The sequence below is a fragment of the Dyella japonica DSM 16301 genome, assembly GCF_001010355.1.
Taxonomy (GTDB): Bacteria; Pseudomonadota; Gammaproteobacteria; order Xanthomonadales; family Rhodanobacteraceae; genus Dyella; species Dyella japonica.
Genome location: NZ_JPLA01000028.1, coordinates 28,542 through 51,138, shown reverse-complemented (window position 1 = coordinate 51,138; position 22,597 = coordinate 28,542). Strand labels below are relative to the sequence as shown.

At 59.8% G+C, this 22,597-nt stretch carries 24 protein-coding genes; 20 read left to right on the top strand and 4 right to left on the bottom strand.

All coding sequences use genetic code 11. The features are described 5' to 3' along the window. Positions 1-241: 241 nt before the first annotated feature. Both Y882_RS11465 and Y882_RS11460 read right to left on the bottom strand, forming a co-directional pair. Entirely contained in the window at positions 242-646 is a 405-nt protein-coding gene (locus Y882_RS11465) for a GFA family protein (protein WP_244466327.1), read from the bottom strand. A gap of 229 nt (positions 647-875) precedes the next feature. Further along, positions 876-1,733, bottom strand: a complete 858-nt coding sequence (locus Y882_RS11460) for a CPBP family intramembrane glutamic endopeptidase (RefSeq protein ID WP_162207415.1) — start codon at positions 1,731-1,733, stop codon at positions 876-878. 713 nt (positions 1,734-2,446) lie between these two features. Between Y882_RS11460 and Y882_RS11455 the strand changes: the two genes are divergently transcribed. Both Y882_RS11455 and Y882_RS11450 read left to right on the top strand, forming a co-directional pair. Further along, on the top strand, positions 2,447-2,863 hold the full coding sequence (locus tag Y882_RS11455; protein ID WP_156171430.1) for a hypothetical protein: 417 nt from the start codon (positions 2,447-2,449) through the stop codon (positions 2,861-2,863). Between the two features lie 120 nt (positions 2,864-2,983). Next, positions 2,984-3,625 (top strand): hypothetical protein, encoded by a 642-nt coding sequence (locus Y882_RS11450; protein WP_046972048.1) that lies wholly within the window; start codon positions 2,984-2,986, stop codon positions 3,623-3,625. A gap of 579 nt (positions 3,626-4,204) precedes the next feature. On the opposite strand, the gene Y882_RS11440 is transcribed toward Y882_RS11450, so the two are convergent. Next, positions 4,205-4,759, bottom strand: a complete 555-nt coding sequence (locus Y882_RS11440; RefSeq protein ID WP_046972046.1) for a YaeQ family protein — start codon at positions 4,757-4,759, stop codon at positions 4,205-4,207. Positions 4,760-5,036: 277 nt separating this feature from the next. Between Y882_RS11440 and Y882_RS11435 the strand changes: the two genes are divergently transcribed. The 3 genes from Y882_RS11435 to Y882_RS11425 all read left to right on the top strand — a co-directional run bounded on the left by Y882_RS11435 (position 5,037) and on the right by Y882_RS11425 (position 7,127). Next, a complete protein-coding gene (locus tag Y882_RS11435) occupies positions 5,037-5,372 on the top strand; it encodes a hypothetical protein (RefSeq protein WP_046972045.1) in 336 nt (111 codons plus the stop codon). Positions 5,373-5,470: 98 nt separating this feature from the next. After that, a complete protein-coding gene (locus Y882_RS11430) occupies positions 5,471-5,950 on the top strand; it encodes a hypothetical protein (protein WP_046972044.1) in 480 nt (159 codons plus the stop codon). 862 nt (positions 5,951-6,812) lie between these two features. Continuing rightward, a complete protein-coding gene (locus Y882_RS11425; RefSeq protein ID WP_046972043.1) occupies positions 6,813-7,127 on the top strand; it encodes a HigA family addiction module antitoxin in 315 nt (104 codons plus the stop codon). A 113-nt stretch (positions 7,128-7,240) separates the two neighbouring features. On the opposite strand, the gene Y882_RS11420 is transcribed toward Y882_RS11425, so the two are convergent. Beyond that, positions 7,241-7,714 (bottom strand): YehS family protein, encoded by a 474-nt coding sequence (locus Y882_RS11420; RefSeq protein ID WP_046972042.1) that lies wholly within the window; start codon positions 7,712-7,714, stop codon positions 7,241-7,243. 653 nt (positions 7,715-8,367) lie between these two features. Between Y882_RS11420 and Y882_RS11415 the strand changes: the two genes are divergently transcribed. The 15 genes from Y882_RS11415 to Y882_RS11345 all read left to right on the top strand — a co-directional run bounded on the left by Y882_RS11415 (position 8,368) and on the right by Y882_RS11345 (position 22,592). Further along, positions 8,368-9,093, top strand: a complete 726-nt coding sequence (locus Y882_RS11415; protein ID WP_052949932.1) for a hypothetical protein — start codon at positions 8,368-8,370, stop codon at positions 9,091-9,093. 179 nt (positions 9,094-9,272) lie between these two features. Continuing rightward, positions 9,273-9,701 (top strand): HD domain-containing protein, encoded by a 429-nt coding sequence (locus Y882_RS11410; protein ID WP_046972041.1) that lies wholly within the window; start codon positions 9,273-9,275, stop codon positions 9,699-9,701. A gap of 98 nt (positions 9,702-9,799) precedes the next feature. After that, positions 9,800-10,078: a hypothetical protein gene (locus Y882_RS20055; RefSeq protein WP_156171425.1), complete on the top strand. Its 279-nt coding sequence runs from the start codon at positions 9,800-9,802 to the stop codon at positions 10,076-10,078. Between the two features lie 700 nt (positions 10,079-10,778). Continuing rightward, positions 10,779-11,297: a hypothetical protein gene (locus Y882_RS11400; RefSeq protein ID WP_046972039.1), complete on the top strand. Its 519-nt coding sequence runs from the start codon at positions 10,779-10,781 to the stop codon at positions 11,295-11,297. A gap of 628 nt (positions 11,298-11,925) precedes the next feature. Next, the gene (locus Y882_RS11390; protein WP_156171423.1) at positions 11,926-12,222 is read left to right on the top strand and encodes a hypothetical protein; all 297 of its coding nucleotides are present in this window, start codon (positions 11,926-11,928) and stop codon (positions 12,220-12,222) included. Positions 12,223-12,376: 154 nt separating this feature from the next. Further along, positions 12,377-12,742, top strand: a complete 366-nt coding sequence (locus Y882_RS20990) for an energy transducer TonB family protein (protein ID WP_082121081.1) — start codon at positions 12,377-12,379, stop codon at positions 12,740-12,742. 108 nt (positions 12,743-12,850) lie between these two features. Further along, positions 12,851-13,264 carry a DUF4279 domain-containing protein gene (locus Y882_RS11385; RefSeq protein WP_046972036.1) on the top strand — a complete coding sequence of 138 codons (414 nt, stop codon included), beginning with the start codon at positions 12,851-12,853 and terminating at the stop codon, positions 13,262-13,264. An 86-nt stretch (positions 13,265-13,350) separates the two neighbouring features. Then, positions 13,351-13,734 carry a hypothetical protein gene (locus tag Y882_RS11380; protein WP_046972035.1) on the top strand — a complete coding sequence of 128 codons (384 nt, stop codon included), beginning with the start codon at positions 13,351-13,353 and terminating at the stop codon, positions 13,732-13,734. Positions 13,735-13,893: 159 nt separating this feature from the next. Next, positions 13,894-14,196: a hypothetical protein gene (locus Y882_RS11375; RefSeq protein ID WP_162207414.1), complete on the top strand. Its 303-nt coding sequence runs from the start codon at positions 13,894-13,896 to the stop codon at positions 14,194-14,196. Positions 14,197-14,292: 96 nt separating this feature from the next. Continuing rightward, entirely contained in the window at positions 14,293-14,604 is a 312-nt protein-coding gene (locus Y882_RS11370; protein WP_156171421.1) for a hypothetical protein, read from the top strand. A gap of 221 nt (positions 14,605-14,825) precedes the next feature. Beyond that, entirely contained in the window at positions 14,826-17,159 is a 2,334-nt protein-coding gene (locus tag Y882_RS11365) for a TonB-dependent receptor (RefSeq protein WP_046972032.1), read from the top strand. A 65-nt stretch (positions 17,160-17,224) separates the two neighbouring features. Continuing rightward, complete coding sequence (locus tag Y882_RS11360) at positions 17,225-19,222, top strand: serine hydrolase domain-containing protein (RefSeq protein WP_244466325.1); 1,998 nt, start codon at positions 17,225-17,227, stop codon at positions 19,220-19,222. 56 nt (positions 19,223-19,278) lie between these two features. Further along, positions 19,279-20,307: a dipeptide epimerase gene (locus Y882_RS11355; RefSeq protein WP_052949930.1), complete on the top strand. Its 1,029-nt coding sequence runs from the start codon at positions 19,279-19,281 to the stop codon at positions 20,305-20,307. Positions 20,308-20,338: 31 nt separating this feature from the next. Further along, entirely contained in the window at positions 20,339-21,661 is a 1,323-nt protein-coding gene (locus tag Y882_RS11350; protein WP_052949928.1) for a peptide MFS transporter, read from the top strand. 10 nt (positions 21,662-21,671) lie between these two features. After that, a complete protein-coding gene (locus tag Y882_RS11345; RefSeq protein WP_082121080.1) occupies positions 21,672-22,592 on the top strand; it encodes a MurR/RpiR family transcriptional regulator in 921 nt (306 codons plus the stop codon). The last annotated feature ends 5 nt before the right edge of the window (positions 22,593-22,597 follow it).

The following is a 22,597-nucleotide window of genomic DNA, read 5'->3' as shown; positions in this document are numbered from 1 at the left end:
GAGGTCGCACACACGACAAGGGGGAGCCCGTGAGCCCAACGAGTCCGCCGCGTTCGTTGCTCACCAGAGATGGACTACTGCCTTGGCCGGCGTCAGTGCCTGCGTCGCGCTCCACAGCCTGAGTCCAGCAAGAACAAGATCAGGCTCACCTCGCCATGACTCGACGCGGGCATCGCGTTGAAATAGCTCTATCGGAAATATGGGCGACCAGATCCTTGCTGCTCATCGTCGAGGCAACGATTCAGAACCAATAGTCGGCGACGCATCGACCGTCTGGAGGCAGGTCATCGGTGGTGTCGAGCCCGTCATGACGGACGATCGGAATCCGCGCAACACTCTCCAGATCGGCCAGCCTCAGGTTGACCCCCATGAGGCGCTGCCCATTCTCGCTGTTGTTCAAACCCCGCCAGTACGCCACGCAGGCGCAGACGGGGCAAAAATGAAACACAACCCACTTTCCCTGCGTATAGGTGCGAGTCGGGCCCGAGACGTGAATGCCGTGCTCTTCATAGTCATAGGCCCACAGCGCGCCGTAGCGGTGACATGCGGAGCAATTGCACACCGTGGCCGACTCGGGTATTCCATTGAGGCGCCATTGAACCGCGCCGCAGCGGCAAGCACCATGGATCATCTCCGTCGTGGTCACTTGATTCCCTCTTTCGGCTTTGATTGACCGAGTTTGCAGGCTGCGGCATCTGCGAAGACATGGGTGATGGTAGTGCGGTATTCAAAGGTCCGCTTGCGACTGCGAATTCAGCCGGTCGTTGCAACGACCGGCTGAATCCGCAACCCGAAGCGGTCACTTGCATCGAACAGCTTTGGGTCTCGCGAAAGCGGGCTCAGCGACCCCGATTTTGGGTTGCCACAAAAGAATCTCACAACCTCGCTAATTCGTGACGGCGACGCCAAAAATAGATCGCAAAGCCACCGATCACGACCGGTAAGACGACGCCGAATTCGTCGATAAACCAGGCCGACTTGCCGGTGTCAGCGGTCAGTGGCGTGAAGATAGCCTGGATGAAGAGATTGTGGCTTGCATGCAGGATTGCCCCCGTCCACAAGCTGCCGGATTTCAGGCGCATCCAGTTCGCGATCACCGAGCAACCCAGGATCAACACGGTAAAACATGTCAACCCATACCAGCTTGGTGTCCCGGAGTTATAGTCCCCCCAGATAAGCACCGGGTAGTGGCACAGTGCCCATACGGCAGCGCTGAACAACGTGGCGCCGGTGAAGTTCATGCTCTTGAATAGTTCGGGAGCCAAGAAGCCGCGCCAGCCAATTTCCTCTCCCAACGCGCGCCCCATGCTTCCCACCAGGCCGAAGCTTGCCTCAAGCGCCACGTAAAGGAGAGTTGAAGCCACTGGCGAGGCGTGCAGCCCCATCGTCCCGACGAGCTTCTGCATGAACTCGCGGTTGGGAAAGTGTCCCAGGCCGCAAGTCCAGACCAGAACGTAGGCAATGGCGGCATATGCCAGCGGGATGAGCAGGCTAAGCCACACATACCGGATCGCGGGCCATTTCCAGCCCAGTCCGGACAAGCTGCATCCGTGAAGCTTTAGGGTCGCCATGGCGGCCAATCCGGAAGCCCACATGATGCCGGTTGCGTACAGTCCATCGCCGGCGCGTAGCTCGCGGGCGCTGAGGATGAGGACGTTGAACACCGCACTGATGACGACGAAGAGCAACAGAAAGGTAGCGACTTTCTGCCAAGATGTCTTTTGTACTATCACAGAGTCTTCCGAGAAAAGGATTGTTGATGATTCGATGAAATAGGCCCTAAGCCAGGCGCAGCAGCTTTCGCGGTCTGACCTTTTGGCGCAAAATCCGATGCAGCTACAGGCAGGTTCGGCCCACGTTGACGACGCCATAAAGATCGTTAGTTCGACTATCGAGGCAATTGGTTGTTCGTTTAGGCTCGTGGTGCTCAGTCATTATTCATTCTGTTGGCGAGGCCCTAATGGTGCGAGATGCCACCTCGAAAAACTTCGCGAATGAGATTCTAGAAAGCAGCTCGAAGCGTCCAAGCAGTTAGCAGTCTGTCCCCGTGACAAACTTGGCATTTCTGTTCTGAGGCCCGCCCTTGAAGTGAAGCGGGCGCGTGATTGAGGACCTTCATCATGGCCGCGCCTTCCCATTTAGAACTTCATCTTCGACGGCATTTCATTCGCTTTGAAGCGGTTTTCGTGCATTCCCCTGGTAGCGAGGGATGGATGGGTTCTTGGTCGATCTACCCAGCACCCGTTCGGCCGGGAGACCTGCCGTTACGCTATGGAAATACCGCTATCCAGAAGACTGAAGACGTCGCGCTTGGCATGGCGAGGGCTGTTGCGACAGTCGTAGCCCGCTCATTGGAATGAGTCGAGCGGTATGCCCGCTTCCGACCCGGAGCGGACATAATCAACCACAGTTCGGTCGCGCCTCGATGGCTCAGGGGGAGTCAGTGTTGCTTGCCGGTGCCTTGCTGTTTTTGGGATTGGAAGGTTCGATCTCGGCTGAGCATTCCGTTGCATCAGTCATCAATGATTGCTGGAAAGGCCACGACCACGCCGGCATGAGCGCTTGCGTCGAGGCTCGTGCGAAAGATGCACAAATGAGCCTCGGCCAGGCAGAAAGGGTGGCCGGCGACGTCATCCGAGCATCGGTGGACGAGGCACCAGGCTTTCCCAAGTATCGGAGAGAGGCGATGGCCGGGCTCCATCTCGCGTCAGGCGCCTTCTCAAAGTACGTAGCCAGTGAGTGCAGCTACGAAGTGTCCCTGGCGGTGAAGGGAAATAGCTCCGAAGATGTTCGGTTGGCCTGTGTCGCAGTGCCAAGCGAGGAACGCGCCAAGCTCATAAGGGCAGCGCACCCGTTGCCATAACCTTGGAATTCGTAACGTCCGCTTCCGACCCGAAGCGGACGCGCAGTCATTGCAATGCCAGCTCTAACGAGCACTTTTTGAGTGCTTGCTGGCAGTCATTGAAATTCAAAAGAGGGAAATATGAAGAGCATACTCGGGTTGATTTTTCTGTCCGCTTCGCTGGCACTGTGCGGTTGCACAGATATCACAACGAGAACCTACAACTATGGCACGGCCGACGAGACGAAAGACCAGATGGCGTTCGTCTCCGGGAGTCTTAAGTTCGCGCAAGGGGTGGTCATCATCAGAGAGATCGACGGCAAGGATTCGCGCACTCATCCATTGCTGCAGGCGTACGCGAACAGCAAGGCGCCACCGCTTGCTCCGCGAAAGGTCTTGGTTCAGCCGGGCGATCACACCTTTGGCGTCTTGTATCTGTTTGTCGATGCATTGTCGGACGGACCCGAAAGCTCGCTCTGGTGGGGAAATTACCTGGCGAGCGACCTGGCAAAGAACGCTAAGGATAGATATGCGCCCGATCCGCAGTACGTACCGGACAACCGCGACCACGTGATCACCATCAAACACTTTGCGGAAGTCGCGTTTCATTGCAACGCCAAGTCTTCCTGCGAAATCTATCCAGTGATCGACGAATCACAAGCCAAGATCAGCTTTACCGTCAAGGAGTGCGGCTCGGGCGAACACGGGTGCGTCGTGATCAACAGCAAATCCAGCGCCGAAAAGACCGCCGTAGTCCCAGGCTGGTCATATACGGATATCTAGTGAAGAGGCGTAGCAGACACTTGATATCGGAACTTGCGGAAAAACGTGGTCAGGTTCACTTACGCCTTGGCTCTGAGCTCGAGAAGTGAATCGGACCCCGTTTCCGGATTGACATTCTTGAGATCGATTTGTCCGCTTTCGACCCGAAGCGGACATGGGGGAGGCGCAGCTTGAACGTCACTGCAATGTATAGGGCAATGACCACGGAGGAGGGGAAGCTCCTTCGATGGCTATTGAGCAATGGTATTGAGTCCGCCAAGACCTACTTGCCGCAGGTTAAGCTGGTGCGGGTGTCACCTCGAAAGTGCCCCTGCGGCTGCGCAAGCTTCGACTTGGTTATCCCCGGCAAGCCTCCCGCAAAAGGCGGCATGGGAATACTTTCCGATTTCGTATTCGGGGAGGGTGAGGAGCGAAGCGGCATATTTGCTTTTGAGCGTGACGGAGATCTTGCGGGCGTCGAGGTATGCGGCTACGCCGGGGATGCTCCAAAGTCGCTCCCACCTGTAGAAGCACTTAGGCCTTGGTAAGGTCCGCTTTCGACCCACGGCGGACGTTTCAAAACGGGGCAGGGGCACTTTCTCAAGCGACAGCGTACTCACCCTTGCGGATTGCCGGACGGATCGGCAGCGTGAGGTCGCCGGCGATGAGCTGTAGTTCGCCGTCTTGGATCAGGCATTGCAGGCGCATGCTCCGCTCGCACAGGGCAGCCAGTTGCCGCATGTCAGCGTGGTCGATGGCGAGCACGCTGAGGTTGTCGTGGCGGGTGAGCGTGCTGGCAATCTTGCTCCACCAGACGTCGACGGCATGGCCGCCATAGGCCAGCACCACGACGTGCCGCGACTGGTTGCAGGCTTTGCGCAAGCGTGTTTCATCAGGCAGGCCGACGTCGATCCACAGCTCGATCTCGTCGGTATAGGCCTTGCGCCACAGGGCCGGTTCGTCGGTGTCGCTGAGCCCCTTGCCGAACTCCAGCCGTTCGTCGGCATACAGCGTGAACGCGAGCAGGCGCGCCATCAATCGCTCCTCGGTTTCCGACGGATGCCGGGCGAGGGTCAATGCGTGGGTGGCGTAGTAGTGCCGGTCCATGTCGCTGATCGACAGTTCGGCCTTGTGGATGGTGGCGGTGAGGGCCATGGGGGCACTTGAGTGGGCGTAAAGCGACCATCTTACGCGGCTTTGCTCCGGGGGGGGCGGAAAGACACCCGGGCGCCATGCTTGGGCCGCCCGTCTTGCGGCCATACCAGGAGGTTGGCCGTAGTCGTCCATCGAATGCAGAGTCGGGCTCACGCCGTTGTCTGTGTCGCCAAATCTGCCCGTTGTTCCGATCAACCCGTCGGCGCGGGATAACGAGCTAGCATTGGTCCGCTTTCGACCCGAAGCGGACCTAGAGGTCAACAGGGATAGGGCATCTATGGACATGATCGAACTGCAAGCAGCTTTCGTGCGAAAGGTGATTCAGGCCCTCAAAGCACCTTGGCAAGCCGTCAGCATTCACTACGAGAACTACCCGCTCAACGGCCGTCGGCACGAGGTCTTCACGTCCACCTTTGAGGGGGATGGTGTGAAGGAGGAATTTCGCCTGTCTCTCGAAGCCATTGACGTCCTGGCGGAATTGCAAAAGCAAAAACCAGAGAGTCAAGAAGAGTGGACCTGGGTAGAGTTCTCGATGGATCACTCGGGTAAGTATTGTTTTGAATACAAGTACGGTGTGCCACCATTTGTTGCGGAACAGTTGAGATACATGTGATTCGACTGGCGATCTGAAAATTTTCCTGATGCCGCCGAGCGGGCCAATGTCCGCTTCCGACCCTAAGTAGACAGGCTCAGGACATTGTTCGGACCGTATTGAAGCGCGCCATTTACGAGTCGATCCGGAAGCAGGCAAAGGAGAACATGCGCAGCGCAGCCTTGGGGGTGGCCATACTTTGGGTCGTAGTCGCGTTAGCGGCGATGGCACACGTTTCGTTCGCGTGGGCTACGGCGAACTTGCTGATCGTGTTCATAGCCCTCACTGGTGGAGTCTTCCTGGCACTCGTGCGGGTTCGATATACCCGTTACCGGCTTCTCACTGTGCTGGCGACGATTGCCATATCGGCAGCCTATTTGGCGACATTGTGGGTACTGGCCTTGGGGCTTGCGTTCGATCCATGGATCAAGCCCGACGTGGAGCTACGACAGGGCGCTTTGACATGTCGCGCTGTCTATTTCGGAGAGCGGACTGAGCTTAAGGTTTTTGAGACGTTTCCATTGGGCATCGAGCGGCGGTTATCCGACGACATGCTGGATGATTCGCCAGAACCAGTCACTTGCAAGCGACATCCGTAACGAGGCGGGGGCGCGTAGGTGTAATCCAACTGCCAAACGGGACGGAGGTAGTTAAATCGCGCCGCCATTGCTGGAACTGACTACCTCCGTCACGTCTGCTCGTTGAAGGTCGCCTTCTCTCTTCTGCTTTCAACGAAAAGGGCGCTGCCGTTATGCCAGTCCCGAGCCCTCACGCTCGCCTGCGGCCACACGGACATCCATCTCGCTCATTCCTGACAGACGATGCCAACCCTACTTGTTAGGGTCGGCCAGTCACTCGCGCAGTCTTGTTTCAGAGTCTCGCGAATGACCATGACTGCTAAGTCATGAGGCGCGGGCCGTAGGTGCTTGTAACACCCACGACCCGCTAACCATCAACAACTTCTTCGGAGTTGATCATGGCTACCCGCGATCATACGGTACGCATTCGCTCGTCCGTCCCCCCTGACGACACCCTCACTCCTCCTCCTCGCGACCCGGCATTCACCGCTGTGGCATGGCCCGAAACCCTGCGTCATGGCACTCGTGGTGACATCGCTCTGGCGGTGCTCGCCCTCACGCGCCTGCGTGTCGACAGCGAGCAATGTCGACACGCACAGGCACGGGGATTCCCTGGCAGGCCGCTGCCATTGCCGCTTCCCGTGGCCGTCACGGCCAGTCTGGGCACGGCCATCAACTGCCTGCAGCAGTACGTCCGTGTGCTCAGTGACGAGTCTCGAATGAACACCACACGCCTCCGCTGATCGCCGTGGCGGCGCATCGGCCGGCACGGCGATGCGCTGCACTCAGGCGATCACCGACGAAGCCGCCAAGCATTCACTGACACGGAGCGCTGTAAGCGCCTGAGCCGCTGCGCGGCCGTGTCCGACAGGGAGGAACCACTATGGAACTGATCCAGCTCACCCCGCACTCGGAAGTGGACCCCTCGCAACCGCTGCGAGCCCCCGGCGACATCCTGTTGCACGCCTACCTGATTCCAAGCGCCCTCAACCCCGCCCAACTCGCCCGCCGCACCGGCATACCCTCCAATCAGATCAAAGCCTTCATCGCTGACACCCACCCGATCACCCCCAAGATCGCCATTCGGCTATCCCTGGCTTTCGACACCACCGCCTTTTACTGGCTGGCACTTCAGGCGCGGTACGATCTGGAAAGGGCGAAGCCTGTGGTGCGCGCTTATCGTCCGCTAGTTGATTGAGGGCAAACGCACGACCCGTTTGCTCCGGGCTGTGGCGGTAGGCGGGCAGACAAAAGGGACGGAGGTAGTTGTTTGACGATAACTACCTCCGTCCCCTTATGTGTCGGGTACCTTCAGCCGTTTCCCCGTACGCGCAGGGTCAAGCCCTTAAGGAAGTTTCGAAGCACCTGGTCCCCGCAAAGGCGGAAATTCTTGTGGCCGGGCTGGCGGAATAGGGCAGTGAGTTCCGGCTTGGAGATCGGGAATCCGGCATCCTGGAAAGCTTGGTGCATGTCGACATCCTTGAGCTGGAAAGCGACACGAAGCTTTTTCATCACCACGTTGTTGGTGACGCGTTTTTCAATCGGTCGTGGCGGGAGGCTTTCATCTTTACCGCGATAGTAAAAGACCAAACCATCAAGAAAGTGTGCGAGTACCTGGTTGCTGCACTCGGCATACCCCTCTTCATCGTCCTTCTTTAAGAACGCTTGCACGGCCAATTTATCAATCGGGATGTCGGCATCAGACAGCTTGGTGATCTCGACAACCTTGTTGTCGCTGAGATCGAGCATGTAGCGAACGCTTCGTAGCACGTCGTTGTTGATCATTGCTTGTCCTGTGGTGCCGCGCCCCGTGGCCCTTGGGCGTTGCATCTGTCAATTTGTGATCCTGGCGGGGACCAGGCCGACGTCTATGTTGTCGGTATGCGCCGCGCCTGGCGGCGAGCGTTGCTCATCTACCGTTTTCGCCGGTCATCCGGAAATCGAGCTCACGGGTGGGTCGGTCTGATTTTAGCTCAGCCACGCTCACATATCCGACTTCGCTGGTGTGCATGTATCAAGAAAGTGCCGACACCGACTCCCTGTTGGCCCAACCTTGCGGTGGAATGGCTCGAACGGGGAGCCCCATGGATCGAGACATTGTCCGCCTGCTAGATGCGGTGGCAGATACCGCGCGGTTCCCGCAGCACCTTCGCCATCGCGCGTTTGCCATTGCTCGCAAATTTGAAAAGTCTCATAGCGACAGTCAATCTGGTAGCTAAACAAAGGTCCGCTCCCGACCCGGTACGGACGGTTCTCTGCCCACCAATTACCGCACTATTCGGATGGGGATGTCCGCTGAGCCGCAATAGCTGACAGGACGACAGCGTCTACTTTCGATATAGAGCGTTCGGTTCGCTTGTTTCAACGCTCGATGCCTGTCCGCGGCGAGCCGTGTCAGTTAGGATTCTTGCCGGGGGTGTTCGATATTGGGAGGTGTAATGACCAGCATCGACGTGTCCGCTCGCGCGGCCCCTAGGACGCGATCGGCGTTCTACCTGATCCTGTCGCTGGTGATGGCTGCCGTCATCATCGGGGGGTTCTCCCGCACCGTTCCAGACGACTTCACGGCGTCACCAAGCTTGCCTGTGCTTCTCCAGGTTCACGGCGTGATCTTCTCGCTGTGGCTCGTGCTGCTGGTGGTGCAGCCAGCGCTGGTCTTTCGCGGATCGATCCGGCTTCATCGACGCCTCGGCTTAGCCGGCGCGATCCTTGCGGCGGCCATGGTGGTCCTGGGTTTCACCGCGACCTTCGTCTCCATACACAACAAGCTGGTGCCATCCTTTTTCCCACCGGCCATTTTCCTGGCCATGAACGTCATCGGCATCCTGGTGTTTGGCTCACTGGTGACGGCGGGCGTGAAGCTTCGCCGCCAGGCGGACTGGCATCGCCGACTGATGGTGTGCGCGACGGTGTCGATCCTCGGGCCTGGCATTGGTCGGTTGTTGCCGATGGACTCGTTCGGGCGTGCCGCACCGATGGTGATGTTCGGGGTGATCATGCTGTTCGCCCTTGCCGGACCTGCATATGACCTGTTTACGCGAGGCCGGGTGCACGCGGCCTATCTATGGGGCGTTGGTATCATTCTTCTCAGCATGCTGATGACGGGCCCGGTCGCGTTTTCGCCACCCACCCAGACGTTGCTGGCGTGGATCCAGTCGATTTAATAATTAACAACCTCGTTGCGGAGATTCGGTGGTGCGAGCCGATTTTCCGCACTGCGGTCGGGCGGGCATTGCTTCAACGCACGCGGGACATTCGGTAAGGTCCGCTTTCGACCCGGAGCGGACATTCCTTTAACGGGTACATGAGCTCTGCAAACGTTTGACTTGGAGGGGTGGAGGATATGGCGACTCTCGAGCGCGCAATAGCAATTGCGGCTGCGGCACACGCGGGCCAGGTCGATAAAGGCGGCGAGCCTTACATTCTCCACCCGCTTCGCGTGATGCTTCGAATGCAGTCAACGCCTGAGAGGATCGTCGCAGTGCTTCACGACGTTGTCGAGGACTCCGACATGACTCTGGAGATTCTCGGCGCGGAGGGGTTTTCGCAAGAAGTGCTCGCTGCTGTCGATGCGCTAACGAAGCGTAGGGGCGAATCCCGATCCGAGGCAGCACGCAGAGCAAAGAAAGATCGTATTGCACTCGCCGTAAAGCTAGCCGATAACGCCGAGAACATGGATCTTTCGCGGATAGCGGCGCCGACAGAGCGTGACTATGTGAGGCTTGAGGAATACAAGGTCGTCCGGGCAATATTGCTTGGAACGGCTGAATAAACCAGCTTGAGAACGTCCTTTAAAAGTGGTGTAAACAGCGAGTGCTTGATGCGTAACAGGTGCGGGCGCACTGCGAATCGGGAAGCCAAGAGAAACACATGAGCGACTACAAGTATTTCGCCGCAAATTACGCAATAAGTAGCATCATAGAAATTTTTCGAAGCGTTACCGACGCGCCGAAAGACTTTGGTCTTGGGGTGGTATGGCGCGCAAAAAGGGACGGGTCTTGGTCAGATAGTGAGGCGGATGTTGGCCCGTTATTGGACAGTTGGATGAGGGGTGATTTTGATCTCGTTGATAACGAGATCACAGAGGAGCAGGCGAATGGCTATCTTCGTGAGTGGCACGCAAGTGGCTCTTGGCCAGGTCGCGACTAATAAGTACCAGCCTATAAATTTCAGCATTTCCTCCTCACTCAAATTGCGCCGACGGCCTGATTTTAGGGCGACATTGCTAATGTCTGCTTCCGACCCGAAGCGGACATCCGGATTTCCTGGGCATAGAGGGAGACATAGCGTTGAGCGAAGGCATGCTCTCAATTGGGGCTGGAATCATGGAGTTGGGGATTCCCATCGCGCTTGTCTGGTTGACCTCGACCTCCCCTCGTTGGAGGCCTCAAGCCGTCGTCGTTCTTGGGGCATTGGCGCCACTTCTGACTGTTCTTGTAGTGGGGTGCATCGTCGGCCTGTTTGTATCGCCCCTCGATAGGACCAGCCTTGCCTACCTTTTTGCCATTCCGATTGTCGCGTTCGAGTTCTATGCGACGACAGCACTGCTAGGAACGGCAATTTCCATTTTGCCAAGACCCGTAGGTACGTGGGCCCGCTTTGCCCTGGGAATGGCGGCGGCTCCACTGGCTTGCGGAGCTATCGTGTTGTTTGCAGGGCGATAGGGCAAACTGAAGGTCCGCTCTCGACCCATAGCGGACCTATTGTTTAGGAAATACCGGTTTAGACCACCTGGCACTAAGGGAGGCCAATATGCTCTGGTGTTTGAGGCAGACCGACGCGGGGTTCAATCCCCATAGGCAGCATGACGGCTGAGTAGCGTCCACTTTCAAACTTTGACGAGGGTGCCATGCAACGGTTTGCCGCTCTTGCCTTCCTGATTGTTACTTTGACCTTTGGGCTGGTGCCGGCAGCACGCAGCGCCGAGCAGACCAAGGTGTTTATTTATGCCGCAACAGATAAGGCCAGCAACGTAGCCATCGTCGTCGACGTGGGAAGACGCGGGGTGGAGATCCAGGACAAAAGGAGCACTCGAATCGACTCGATTGATGACAGGTTTGTCGGTAATTACGAGGAGTGCGGTAACGAAGCCTTCTACTGCGCGGGCGGTCTTCTGGAGATCGTCGTTCCGAAGAATATGCCGATGAAGCAGTGGGAGTATCACGGATTGTCCTGCCAAAGCGTCGCACAATCGGGAGGCGATCTGTACCGAATCACATGTCGGTCACCCAAATATCGTGGGCGGCCAACATTTACGTATTCGCTCTCGCGTGGTGTCGTCTCCGTCGAGAGTTGTCCCATTGGAGGTAGCAACGAGTATGAGTTGCGCGGCCAACGAGGGCTATTTTTTCCCGGGAGCAACCCTTAGCAGGCTGGATCTAATGTCCGCTTTCGACCCGAAGCGGACATTGTTCCGCCAGAGATGGCCCCTATGCTCGTTGAGACGAACGGAAGAGGATACGGCGATGTATACGGGTATGGGGCGCAGGGCACTGACGGGATGCACGGCCTTGCTCATCATGTTGACCGCTGGGTGCGACAGAGAGCCTGTGACTGTCTGGTCAGGTAGCACCTCGTCACCGGACGGACATTGGATTGCGAGGGGACATACGGACCAGGTTGCGGGACCTGGAATTAACGCCGTTGCCACCATAGTTGAACTGCAACAGACGTCGAACAGGACCATAGATCCCACTGTGATTCTTGGGATGACTAATGCGTCCGCCTACCCTCTAGGCGCCACCGCAGTACAGATGCACTGGAATTCGAACATGTCACTTGATGTTTCGTACCCGTATGGAGCTAAGGTGAATTTTCAGGCAGCTCTCGCTTCGGGGATTGCCATAACCGTCCACACCATTCCGCAAGACGGACAAGCGGGTAAGTAGGGAAGAATGTCCGCTTTCGACCCGAAGCGGACCTGAGGACTTTCCTGGGGACTGAAGGCAATTAATGAGCAAATGGGGATGTCGATGATTAGGAAACCATGGTGTGGTTTGCTTGCACTGCTCGCCTTTAGCACCCAGGCGCAGGATGCATCCATCGTAAGGATGACGTGTCACTTTGATTCGCCCGAAGGGCCAAAAGAGCTCACCCTGTCCATCGACACCATCAGCAGGACGGTTGATACCACGCCGCCGTCAGCGGTAAGAATCGAAGACTCGCTGTACACGTGGACAGCCGGAAGCATGACGTTCGTTATCAACCGCTACACCGGCAAATTTACGTTCGGACCAACCGACCACCCCGAACTCATGGCAGGCGCGTGCGATCGCGCCGTGCAGAAGTTATGAGGGCATTGGATGGGCCGCATGAAGCGTCGACCTGTTTGCTTGACGCCCTCAGTGTCCGCTTCCGACCCGAAGCGGACATGCCGAATCCTCTAAAAGGTGCGGTAGATGGGCTGTTTGTATCCAGCCCCATTTGCAAGGAGCACGGAGACAAACAATGCTCAACTACCTATGGTTGATGTTGGCACTGTCCGACTCAGGGATTGGGCGTGAATGCACCGGTGATCATTGGCTGCCTATAATCAATGAAACCGAGGCGCTGATTGAGCATCGAGCGAAAGTGGTCATTCCGCCTGACGGCTTTGTTGCGCAACCGTTGCCCGCATGTGTTCGAGTCACCTTCAAGATTGACGGTAGAGGCGTGCCATTTGACGTTGCCGTGAGCAGGAGCTCACGAGTGCGCTCCTTGGACATGGGAGCCTTGCAGGCTCTCAAGGGGTATCGCTTTAGACCACCAAGTGCCAATGACCGTGAATTTTCACTGGTATTCGCGGCGGATAAGCAAGGCGTGCGATCCCCATAGCAGCGGGGATGTTTAGATGGTTTTGGGCAGCGCGGGGAGGGAAGTGGGCTAAGGTCCGCTTTCGACCCATAACGGACCTTTTCATCACCCTAAGATGTCAGGAGCGATATGCCGTGCTTTGAACGTTCTCGGGCATGCCTTCGGGTTATGGGGGACTCGCTCGTTCCGGAAGAAATCAGCCTGTTACTTGGTAGTGAAGCTACTCAGGCGCAGCGAAAAGGCGAGGAGATCATTGGGGCGTCCAGTGGCCGGGTCCGGACGGCAAGGATAGGCATGTGGAACCTCATTGCCGAGCCGAGAGAGCCGGAAGATCTGGGCGGTCAGATCGAAGAACTTTTTGGAAGATTGACGAATGACCTGGCGGCCTGGGCGGCGATCCGCAAGACCTGTCGCATAGATCTCTTCTGTGGGCTCTTCATGGGCTCCGGCAATGCCGGAATCTTGCTTCTTCCAAGGCATCTGCTTCTGCTTGGTGAGCGAGGTATAGAGCTGGATCTAGATATTTACGACGCATCAAACTGAGTGGTCGGCTACCGGAAGCAACCGGAAACGTCCGCTTCCGACCCATAGCAGACGCTTTCTCGAGAGAAGTGCACAAGGGAGCCTCGATGAAGAAAGTGAGCGGAAGTGCACGTCCCGCGGGCTTCGTCTGCGCGATTTTCATGCTACTTCTTGCAGCAAGTGCTGGGGCCAGCCAGTTGTCGGCGGACAACCAAGCGCCGTTGCCGGGGCAACGTTTTGTCATCAATGCGGCGGAGCTTCCCAAGGTTCGCGATCAGGCGGATCGAGGAGATGTGGTCGCTATTCGTCGGATGGCCGACTACTACCTGATTTACGAGGCGGATGACGCTCAGGGCATCTATTGGTTGGAGCGTCTCGGCGACACGGGTGACATCGAGGCCAGAAACAACGTTGTCGAGTACTACACCCGCCACCCTTCGCCCGCCAACACCAAGCGCCTAAAGGAAGTGCGGACCAGGTGGGGCATGTAGCATTCATTGAGCGTCTGCTTCCGACCCATAGCGGACCTTTCAGACATCAGATAGAAACGGAGCGTAAGAGCAATGAGGAAGCCACTGAGGTTTGCGGTCGCTCTGTTGGCGCTAAGTATCGCAAGCTGCCAACGCACAGAGGCGCCTGTTCGAGTTTCGTTGATCTCGCTGATCGCCAATCCACAGCAGTACACCGGCAAGCGAGTTCAGGTTGCTGGCTTTGTGCACCTAGAGTTCGAGGGGAATGCCATTTATCTCCATCAGGATGACGCGGTTCATCCCCTCTATAAGAACGGCCTTTGGGTTGAGTTCGAAGCTTCCGTGATTCCAGATGCGAAGCGCTGCAACGATCACTACGTCATCGTCACCGGAATCTTCAATGCAAAAGACCAAGGGCACATGGGGCTCTGGTCTGGGTCGATTACGAACATCTCCCGCATCTACGCTCGCCCGGCCTGTTAGGGCTCAAAAACTTGTACCAAAGAAAAGGTCCGCTTCCGACCCGAAGCGGACCAGTCGATATAACGCAAGATCTCGAACTATCAGGAGCAGAGCCAGGTGTGGAAATCACTGCTTTGTCTGGCGATCGTCTCGTTGATGATTGCCATCAACCTGGCTGCTCTTCGCTTCGGCGAGGGTCGATCTTCAACGTTTCACCATCTGGCGAGCCTCTCAGGGGCCTTGGGCATGCTATGCATGCTCTGTGTTCCGATTTCGCTGCTTTACGCGCTTGGCAGTTACATGGTCGGGCCGGCGGAGGGCACCAGCATCTTCTTTGATGGGGCGCTGATCGGATCTGTTGCGAGCTCGCTTATGTCCTTGGTGCTCAGCATCGTCATCTGGCGTCGTGACGCCGCGCGAGATGCTTGAGAGACGCCGTCTCTGCTTCCGACCCAGGTCGATCGGTTCCAGGCGGAACGAAGGCCGCGCGTGGCGTTCCATCCGAGCCGTCTGTGTCCAGCCGCTGGCGCCATGACGCCATCTGCCGGCGTCGGCAGTCTCTGATATAGAAATATCATTGACACGTTCGTGGTAATGCGATATCAGTCTTGACGTGGGCTGTCCACAAGATTCTCCGGGGGGAGAACGTCATGCAATTTCGGCAACTGCGGCATAGGCGCCGCTGCATCAGTGTGGCCGTTGCTTTCGCATTGTTTGGATCGTTCGCTGCAACGGCACAGCCATCGACATTCGATGGCGGGGCTACTGCCGCCGCAAACAGCGGCCCGGCGCACGGCGCGACCGCGTCGGATGCTCCGGCACCGCAGGGAGCCGATCCGCAGTCCGCGTCCAACAGCTCCGCGCCGATCAATCTGGGCACCGTGATGGTGACGGCCAACAAGCGTGAGGAGCGCCTGCAGGCCGTGCCGATGGCGGTTTCGGCGTTGTCCGGTGACGACCTGAGGCGCCAGGGCGCCAACAGCTTTGCCGACTATGCGAGCCAGATACCCGGACTCAACCTGATCTCCACTTCGGTGGGGCAGACGCAGCTGGTGTTGCGCGGCGTCACCTCGGGCAGCTCGCAGGCCAACGCGAGCGTCAGCACTTATATCGACGATGCACCTTACGGTTCCAGCACGGTGTATGCCGCCGGCAGTCTGCTGACGCCGGACATCGATCCGGCCGATATCGAGCGCATCGAAGTGCTGCGTGGTCCGCAGGGCACGCTTTACGGGTCCAACTCGCTCGGTGGCCTGGTGAAGTTCGTCACCACGCCGCCGGACTCCACCCGCATGTATGGTCGGGCTTCGGTTGACTACACCAGCGTTGACGGTGGCGGCAGCGGCTTCGCCGAGCGCGCCATGTTCAACCTGCCGCTGGTCGAGAACAAGCTCGCGCTGCGCGTCAACGCGTACAACCGCGACGATCCCGGTTACATCGACAACGTGTTTACGGGCCAGAAGGAAGTCAACGAGGCCAATGTCAGCGGCGGCCGGGCGCAAATGCTTTGGACGCCGACGGACAAGGTATCGGTGCGTCTGTCGGCGCTTGCGCAGAACCTCAGGGGCGACGGACTCGCCAACACCGGCGTGGAAGTGGATCCGGCCACGCTGCAGCCCATCTACGGTTACCAGAAGCAGAGCCGCGCCGCCGGCACCGGTCTGCTTGCCGTGCAATATCGCCTTTACGACCTTTCCGTCGATGCCGATTTCGGCTGGGCCAAGCTGATCTCGTCGAGCAGCTACGGTTCGCAGAAGGTCGATCAGGAAGGTGATGTCACCACCGCCTATGGTCCGGTGCTCAATCCCATCTTCGGATTGGACAACGGCGGGTACTCGGTGACGCAGCCGATCACGCTGGGGAAATTCACCCAGGAGCTGCGCCTGGAGTCACCGGCCGAGCAGCTGCTGGCGTGGCGCGCGGGCGTGTTCTATACGCGTGAAAGCACCACCAATCATCAGACCGTCAATGTCTTCGATGCATCGACCGGCGTGCCGATCGACCTGCCCAGCCTGGGCGACATCCATATCGGCCCTGGCATCTTCAAGGAGTGGGCCGGCTACGCCGATGTGACCTGGCATGCCACCTCGCAGCTGAGCGTGCTGGTCGGCGCACGCCAGACGCATGACACCACCTCGTACACACAGGTGAGCAGTGGCCTGCTGACAGGGCCGGCGGATTTCACCACGCGCAGCTCGGATACGCCGACCACCTATCTGTTCAATCCCAGCTTCAAGTTCAACGACAACCTGATGGCTTACCTGCGCGTGGCATCGGGCTTCCGTCCCGGTGGCGCCAACGTCGGCGTGCCGCCAGGCCTGGATGCTCCGCTGACATTCCAGCCGGACAAACTGACCAGTTACGAGCTCGGTTTCAAATCGACCCTGCTCGATCAGCGCATGACCTTCGAGGCGGATGCGTTCTACATCGACTGGAGCCAGATCCAGCTCACCACCACCAACGCCAGCTTCGTCTACCTGAGCAACGGCGGCAAGGCCAAGAGCCAGGGCCTGGAAGGCAGCTGGAAATACGCACCCCTGCAAGGGCTGGTGCTCTCCGCGAACGCCACCTGGACGGACGCGAAGCTCACTGCCGACACCCCGCCTGGACTGTTTGGCAAGGACGGCGATCGCCTGCCGTGGGTGCCGAAATGGAATGCCAACGTGGGTGCGGAATACAGCTTCCCGCTCGGCTCAGGCTGGTCCGGTTTCGTGGGTGGCAACTACAGCTACGTGGGTCAACGCGAGTCCGATTTCCTCTCCGTACCCGGACCGCGTATCTCGGTGCCCGGCTATCACGGCGTCGACCTGCACGCGGGTGCCTATTACGGCAACTGGACAATCAAGGCCTACGTCAAGAACCTCACCAACCAACGCGGCATCACGTCACTTGCATCGGAAACGACCGATCCGCTGGGCAGCCCGTATTCGGCGTCCTACGTGCCACCGCGCACGGTGGGCGTCACCCTCGGCCTCGACTTCTGAGCATCGCACGCTGGCACTATCGGAGCATCCGCGTCATGAAGCATTGCAGGAAATTTCTAGCGTCATTGGCCTTGACGTTCGCCGCCGGAGCGACGCTGGCCCAGGTACCCACGCCGGTGACTCCGGCGCCGGCGACATCCGTCGCGCTGCCGGCGCCCAGCGTCGCAACCACGGCGGCCGCTGACGGCCAGGCCCATGCGAACGGCCAGACTCATGCGCTGACCAGCGAAGACCTGTCGAGCTTCTTCGACGGTCTGGTGCCGTTTGCGCTGGAGCGCGGCGACGTCGCCGGCGGCGTGATCTCGGTGGTCAAGGACGGCAAGGTGATCTTCGCGCGTGGCTACGGCTATGCGGATCTGAAGACACGCCAGGCGCCGTCGCCCGAGACCACGCTGTTCCGCCCCGGCTCCACCTCCAAGCTGTTCACCTGGACCGCGGTGATGCAACTGGTGGAGCAGGGCAAGCTCAATCTCGACGCCGACATCAATCAGTACCTGGACTTCACCATACCGCCGCGTGACGGCAAGCCGATCACGCTGCGCAACATCATGACCCACACGCCGGGTTTCGAAGACACCGCACGCGACCTGCTGCCGGCGTCCAGCGATAGCGTGAACCTGGAGAAATACCTGAAGTCGCATCTCCCGGCGCGCATTTATGCGCCGGGCACGATCGTGGCGTACTCCAACTATGGCTGCGGCCTGGCCGGCTATATCGTGCAGCGCATCTCCGGCGAGCGCTTCGAAGACTACGTGCAGAAGCACATCTTCGATCCGCTGCAGATGACCCACTCGAGCTTTGAGCAACCGCTGCCTGCGCACCTGGCGTCGTTGTTGTCCAAGGGCTACAAGAGCGCTTCCGACGGCAAGCCGCATGCGTTCGAGCCGGTCGATCCTTCGCCGGCCGGTGCGCTGAGCAGCTCGGCCACGGACATGGCGAACTTCATGATCGCCCAGCTGCAGCAGGGCCGCTTCGGCGATACGCGCATCCTGCAGCAGGCCACCGCCGAACTGATGCACAGCCAGCAGCACACCGCGGCGCCGGGACTGGGCGGCTTCGACCTGGGTTTCTACCAGGAAGACAGCCACGGCCAGCGCATCATCGGCCATGCGGGCGACACCGAGGTGTTCCATAGCGACCTGCACGTGATGCTGGACGCGAATGTCGGTGTGTTCATGTCCTTCAACAGCGCCGGCAATGAAGGCGGCGCGCATGTAATCCGCAAGGCGGTGTTCCAGTCCTTCCTGGATCGCTACTTCCCGTACAAGGCGCCGGAGGAAGCGACCCTGGCCACGGCCAAGGCCGATGCCGCACGCGTGTCCGGTTGGTACGAGTCGAGCCGCCGCAACGAAAGCGCGCTCAAGCCGCTGTACCTGTTCGGCCATGCCAGCGTGGCTGCGCAGCCGGACGGCACCATCGTGGTATCGGTGTGGAACAACTACGCCGGCAAGCCGCTGTACTGGCGCGAGGTGGGTCCATCGACGTGGCGCCAGGTCAACGGCGATGCACATATCAAGTTCGTCGACGATGCCGATGGCAACATCGCCTACTGGGCCACCGACGTCGAAGTGCCGGTGTTCGTGTTCCAGCGCGTCTCCGGTGCGCGCTCGATGGGTACGGTGAGTCTGTGGGCCGGGCTGTCGTTCGGGCTGCTGATCATCGCGCTGCTGAGCTGGGGCGTGGGCGCCTGGGTGCGCCGCCACTATCGCCGTCCGCTCGCACTGGATGCTACGCAAGGCCGTTCGCGCCTGTGGTCGCGGCTGGGCGTGCTTGCCCTGTTTGTGATGTTGGCAGGCTGGATGGGCCTGCTGGTGGTCTCGTCGATCAGTGACGACATGTTGCTGCAGGGCACGATGACGCCGTGGCTTTACGTCCTTTACGTGCTCGGTGTGCTGGGCCTGCTCGGTGCGCTGGCCGTGGTGGCGCATAGCGTGCGCTGCTGGATGGCGCCGCGTCGCGGGCGCTGGGTACTGGCCGGCGAGACCCTGCTGGCGCTGGCGGCGATCTATCTGGTGTGGCTGATCCTGGCCTTTGGACTGGTCAGCTTCAACGTCCACTACTGAGTTCTCTGCGCGGCGGCGACGCACCGTCGCCGCGCTCTCCATCCGAGGTAACAGACATGAATATCCATGTTGACGGGCGGTTGCGCCTGCAGGCAACGCGCAAGAGCTGGGCGATCCATACGCCGTTCCATATCACCGGCTACACCTTCACAGCGTTCGACGCACTGATCGTCGAGCTGACCGACGCCCAGGGTTTGACCGGGCGCGGCGAAGCGCAGGGCGTCTACTACCACCACGACACGCCCGATTCGATGCTGGTGCAGATCGAAGCCTTGCGTGCGCATATCGAGGCGGGCATCACGCGCGAAGCCCTGCAGCAACTGCTGCCGGCCGGCGGCGCACGCAACGTGCTCGATTGCGCCCTGTGGGATCTGGAAGCCAAGCGCGCCGGCAAGCCGGTGTGGGAGCTGGCAGGCCTGCCGGCGGCGAAGCCGTTGCTGACCACGTACACGGTGGGCGCGGATGATCCCGAGGTGATGGCCGAGCGTGCGAGCAGCTATGCGACGGCGCGTGCGATCAAGCTCAAGCTCACCGACGACGAGCGCAACGCCGAGCGCGTACTCGCCGTGCGTCGTGCGCGCCCGGATGTCTGGCTGATGGTCGACGCCAACCAGGGCTTCACCCGTGAGTCGTTCGCACGACTGCTGCCGACCCTGGTCGACGCCCGCGTGGACGTGGTGGAGCAGCCGTTTCCCGTCGGCAGCGAAGCCTGGCTGGACGGGCTGGAGCGACCGATTCGCATCGCGGCGGACGAAAGCGTGCAGGACCGCAGCGACCTGGCCAAGATGGTGGGGCGCGTCGACGTCATCAACATCAAGCTGGACAAGTGCGGCGGACTCACCGAAGCGCTGGCCATTGCCGCCGAAGCGCGCAAGCTCGGCTTCGACCTGATGGTCGGCAATATGGGCGGCTCTTCGCTGGCGATGGCGCCGTCCTTCGTGGTCGGCCAGTTGTGCGATGTGGTGGACCTGGACGGTCCGATCAGCCTGGTCGCCGATTACCAGCCGTCGGTGGTCTACGAGCATGGCACTATCTGGTGTCCCGACACGCTCTGGGGTGGCCCGGTGTCGGCCGCGAGCGAGTAACCATGCGCCATCAGCGAGGATGCCCATCCGCATGACTTCCGCAACGAGCCCGGCCATCGAGAAAAGCTGGTTCGGCCATCCACGTGGCCTGACCATCCTGTTCCTGACCGAAATGTGGGAGATGTTCTCCTTCTTCGGCATGCGGGCGATCCTGGTCTACTACATGACCAAGCACCTGGACATGGACCAGGAATACGCGTCGGTGGTGTATGGCGTGTACGCCGCCTTCGTGTACTTCACCCCGATCTTCGGCGGCATGCTGGCCGATCGCTGGCTCGGCAAGGGGCGCGCCGTGGTGATCGGCGGTTCGATGATGGCGCTGGGGCATTTCATGATGTCGTCCGAGGCGCTGTTCTATCCGGCCTTGTGCATGATCGCGCTGGGCAATGGCCTGTTCCTGCCCAGCCTCGCCAGCCAGATCGAAGGGCTCTACCGCGAAGGCGACGAGCGCAGCAAGAGTGCGTACAACATCTACTACGTCGGGATTAACCTGGGCGGGTTCCTGGCGCCGCTGGTGTGCGGCACGCTGGGCGAGGCCTATGGCTGGCACTGGGGATTTGGCGCGGCAGGCGTCGGCATGCTGCTTTCGCTGGTGATCTATCTGGCCGGCCGTCGTTACCTGCCCGCAGAGCCGGCGCTGGGCGCCGCGACACGCGAGGTACGTCCGCCCATGGATCGCGCGGCGCGCGAACGCTTCGGCCTGCTGTTCGGCATCGCCGCGATCGTGGTGATCTTCCGCGGAGCCTATGAGCAGAACGGCAATACCATTGCGCTCTGGGCCGACACCGGCATCGATCGCGTGCTGGCGCCCGGCTGGACCATACCGATGACCTGGTTCCAGTCCGTCAACTCACTGGCCGTGTTCGCCTTGACGCCGGTACTGGTGGCCCGCTGGGCACGGCTGGCACGCCGCGGCATCGTCACGCCCCTGCTTGGCCGGATGGCCTTCGGCGCGGCCATCGTGGCGGCGTCCTATGTGGCGCTGGGCCTGGTCGCGGCATGGAGCGAGGCGCATGGCACACGCGCCAGCTGGATCTGGCTGTTCGTGTGGTTCGTGGTCTTCACCATCGGCGAGCTGTACATCCTGCCCACTGGACTGGCCTTGTTCGGACGCATGGCGCCCGAAGGCTTTCGCGCCACCAGCATTGCCACGTGGTTCTTTGCCGGCTTCTTCGGCAACCTGCTGGCCGGTGCGCTGGGCACCTTGTGGAGCAGCATGGGCCATGGCGCGTTCTTCGTGTTGATCGGCGCGGTCTCGGGACTATCCGCCGTGCTTTTGTATATGCTCAATCGCCGCCACAGCGGCGCGGGGCAACCTGGACAAACCGGCAGCACCACCGTGCTGGCCCGATGAGCGAGTGCCGATGATCAAGGATCTGCAGAAAAAGCTGAAAGACGGCTGGAATACGTTCACCACGTCCGAGCAGAAGATTGCCACCTACCTGCTGCACAATCTCAATGGCATCCCGTTCGAGACCGCCGCGTCGCTGGGGCAGCGCGTGGGCGTGAGCCCGATGACTGTCGGACGTTTTCTGCACAACCTCGGTTATGCGGGCTTGAACGATCTGAAAGAAGAACTGCGCAGCGATGCGCCGTGGTTGCAGCTGTACAAGAACCCGGATCAGGCCGGCGATTCGGCCGCGATGTCCGAGAGCCTCAAGGCCGAGATCCGCGGCATCACGATCGCGCACGGCTTGATGCGTGCACCGGAATGGAAAGGCATCGTCAAGCTGCTGGTGGATGCCGATCGGGTGTCGGTGGCCAGTTTTCACCAGGGCCGTTTTCTCGGCCTGGGTTTCGCCGCCCTGATGCAGCACGTCAAGCCGCGCACGATCTTCCACGAAGGCCTGGATGGCGCGTATACCGATCTGCTGCTGGATTCGACCAAGAAGAGCTGTGTATTGCTGATCGATTTCCGGCGTTATTCACGGCATTTCCGCATCCTGGCTGAAGAGTCGGCCGCGCGCGGCATCCCGCTGGTCATCATCACCGACAGCCAGTGCTATTGGGCGCGCCAGCTCACCAACCATGTCTTGATGCTGCCGGCCGACCTGACGCGGCCGTGGCACAACTTCACCGCGGCGACGAGCCTGTTGAGTCTGCTGATCGGCGCGGTCACCCGCGAACAGGGCGACATGTTCGACCGCATCGGCGACATCACGCAGCTGCGCCAGAAACTGGTTGGCTATGTCGAAGCGCCCGCGCCGGAGAAGCGCGAGCCCGGCAAGACCGGAAAAACACCCAAATCAACTGCCAGCAAACCTCGGGGCAGACCCAAAGCCTGAAGCCT

Bases quoted from the DNA above. Each gene is read 5' to 3' on its own strand.
- Y882_RS11450 (WP_046972048.1), top strand. From the start codon at position 2,984: ATGAAGAGCATACTCGGGTTGATTTTTCTGTCCGCTTCGCTGGCACTG.
- Y882_RS11355 (WP_052949930.1), top strand. From the start codon at position 19,279: ATGAATATCCATGTTGACGGGCGGTTGCGCCTGCAGGCAACGCGCAAG.
- Y882_RS11400 (WP_046972039.1), top strand. From the start codon at position 10,779: ATGCAACGGTTTGCCGCTCTTGCCTTCCTGATTGTTACTTTGACCTTT.
- Y882_RS20990 (WP_082121081.1), top strand. From the start codon at position 12,377: ATGCTCAACTACCTATGGTTGATGTTGGCACTGTCCGACTCAGGGATT.
- Y882_RS20055 (WP_156171425.1), top strand. From the start codon at position 9,800: ATGAGCGACTACAAGTATTTCGCCGCAAATTACGCAATAAGTAGCATC.
- Y882_RS11435 (WP_046972045.1), top strand. From the start codon at position 5,037: ATGGACATGATCGAACTGCAAGCAGCTTTCGTGCGAAAGGTGATTCAG.
- Y882_RS11380 (WP_046972035.1), top strand. From the start codon at position 13,351: ATGAAGAAAGTGAGCGGAAGTGCACGTCCCGCGGGCTTCGTCTGCGCG.
- Y882_RS11420 (WP_046972042.1), bottom strand. From the start codon at position 7,714: ATGATCAACAACGACGTGCTACGAAGCGTTCGCTACATGCTCGATCTC.
- Y882_RS11350 (WP_052949928.1), top strand. From the start codon at position 20,339: ATGACTTCCGCAACGAGCCCGGCCATCGAGAAAAGCTGGTTCGGCCAT.
- Y882_RS11440 (WP_046972046.1), bottom strand. From the start codon at position 4,759: ATGGCCCTCACCGCCACCATCCACAAGGCCGAACTGTCGATCAGCGAC.
- Y882_RS11410 (WP_046972041.1), top strand. From the start codon at position 9,273: ATGGCGACTCTCGAGCGCGCAATAGCAATTGCGGCTGCGGCACACGCG.
- Y882_RS11425 (WP_046972043.1), top strand. From the start codon at position 6,813: ATGGAACTGATCCAGCTCACCCCGCACTCGGAAGTGGACCCCTCGCAA.
- Y882_RS11365 (WP_046972032.1), top strand. From the start codon at position 14,826: ATGCAATTTCGGCAACTGCGGCATAGGCGCCGCTGCATCAGTGTGGCC.
- Y882_RS11345 (WP_082121080.1), top strand. From the start codon at position 21,672: ATGATCAAGGATCTGCAGAAAAAGCTGAAAGACGGCTGGAATACGTTC.
- Y882_RS11415 (WP_052949932.1), top strand. From the start codon at position 8,368: ATGACCAGCATCGACGTGTCCGCTCGCGCGGCCCCTAGGACGCGATCG.
- Y882_RS11385 (WP_046972036.1), top strand. From the start codon at position 12,851: ATGCCGTGCTTTGAACGTTCTCGGGCATGCCTTCGGGTTATGGGGGAC.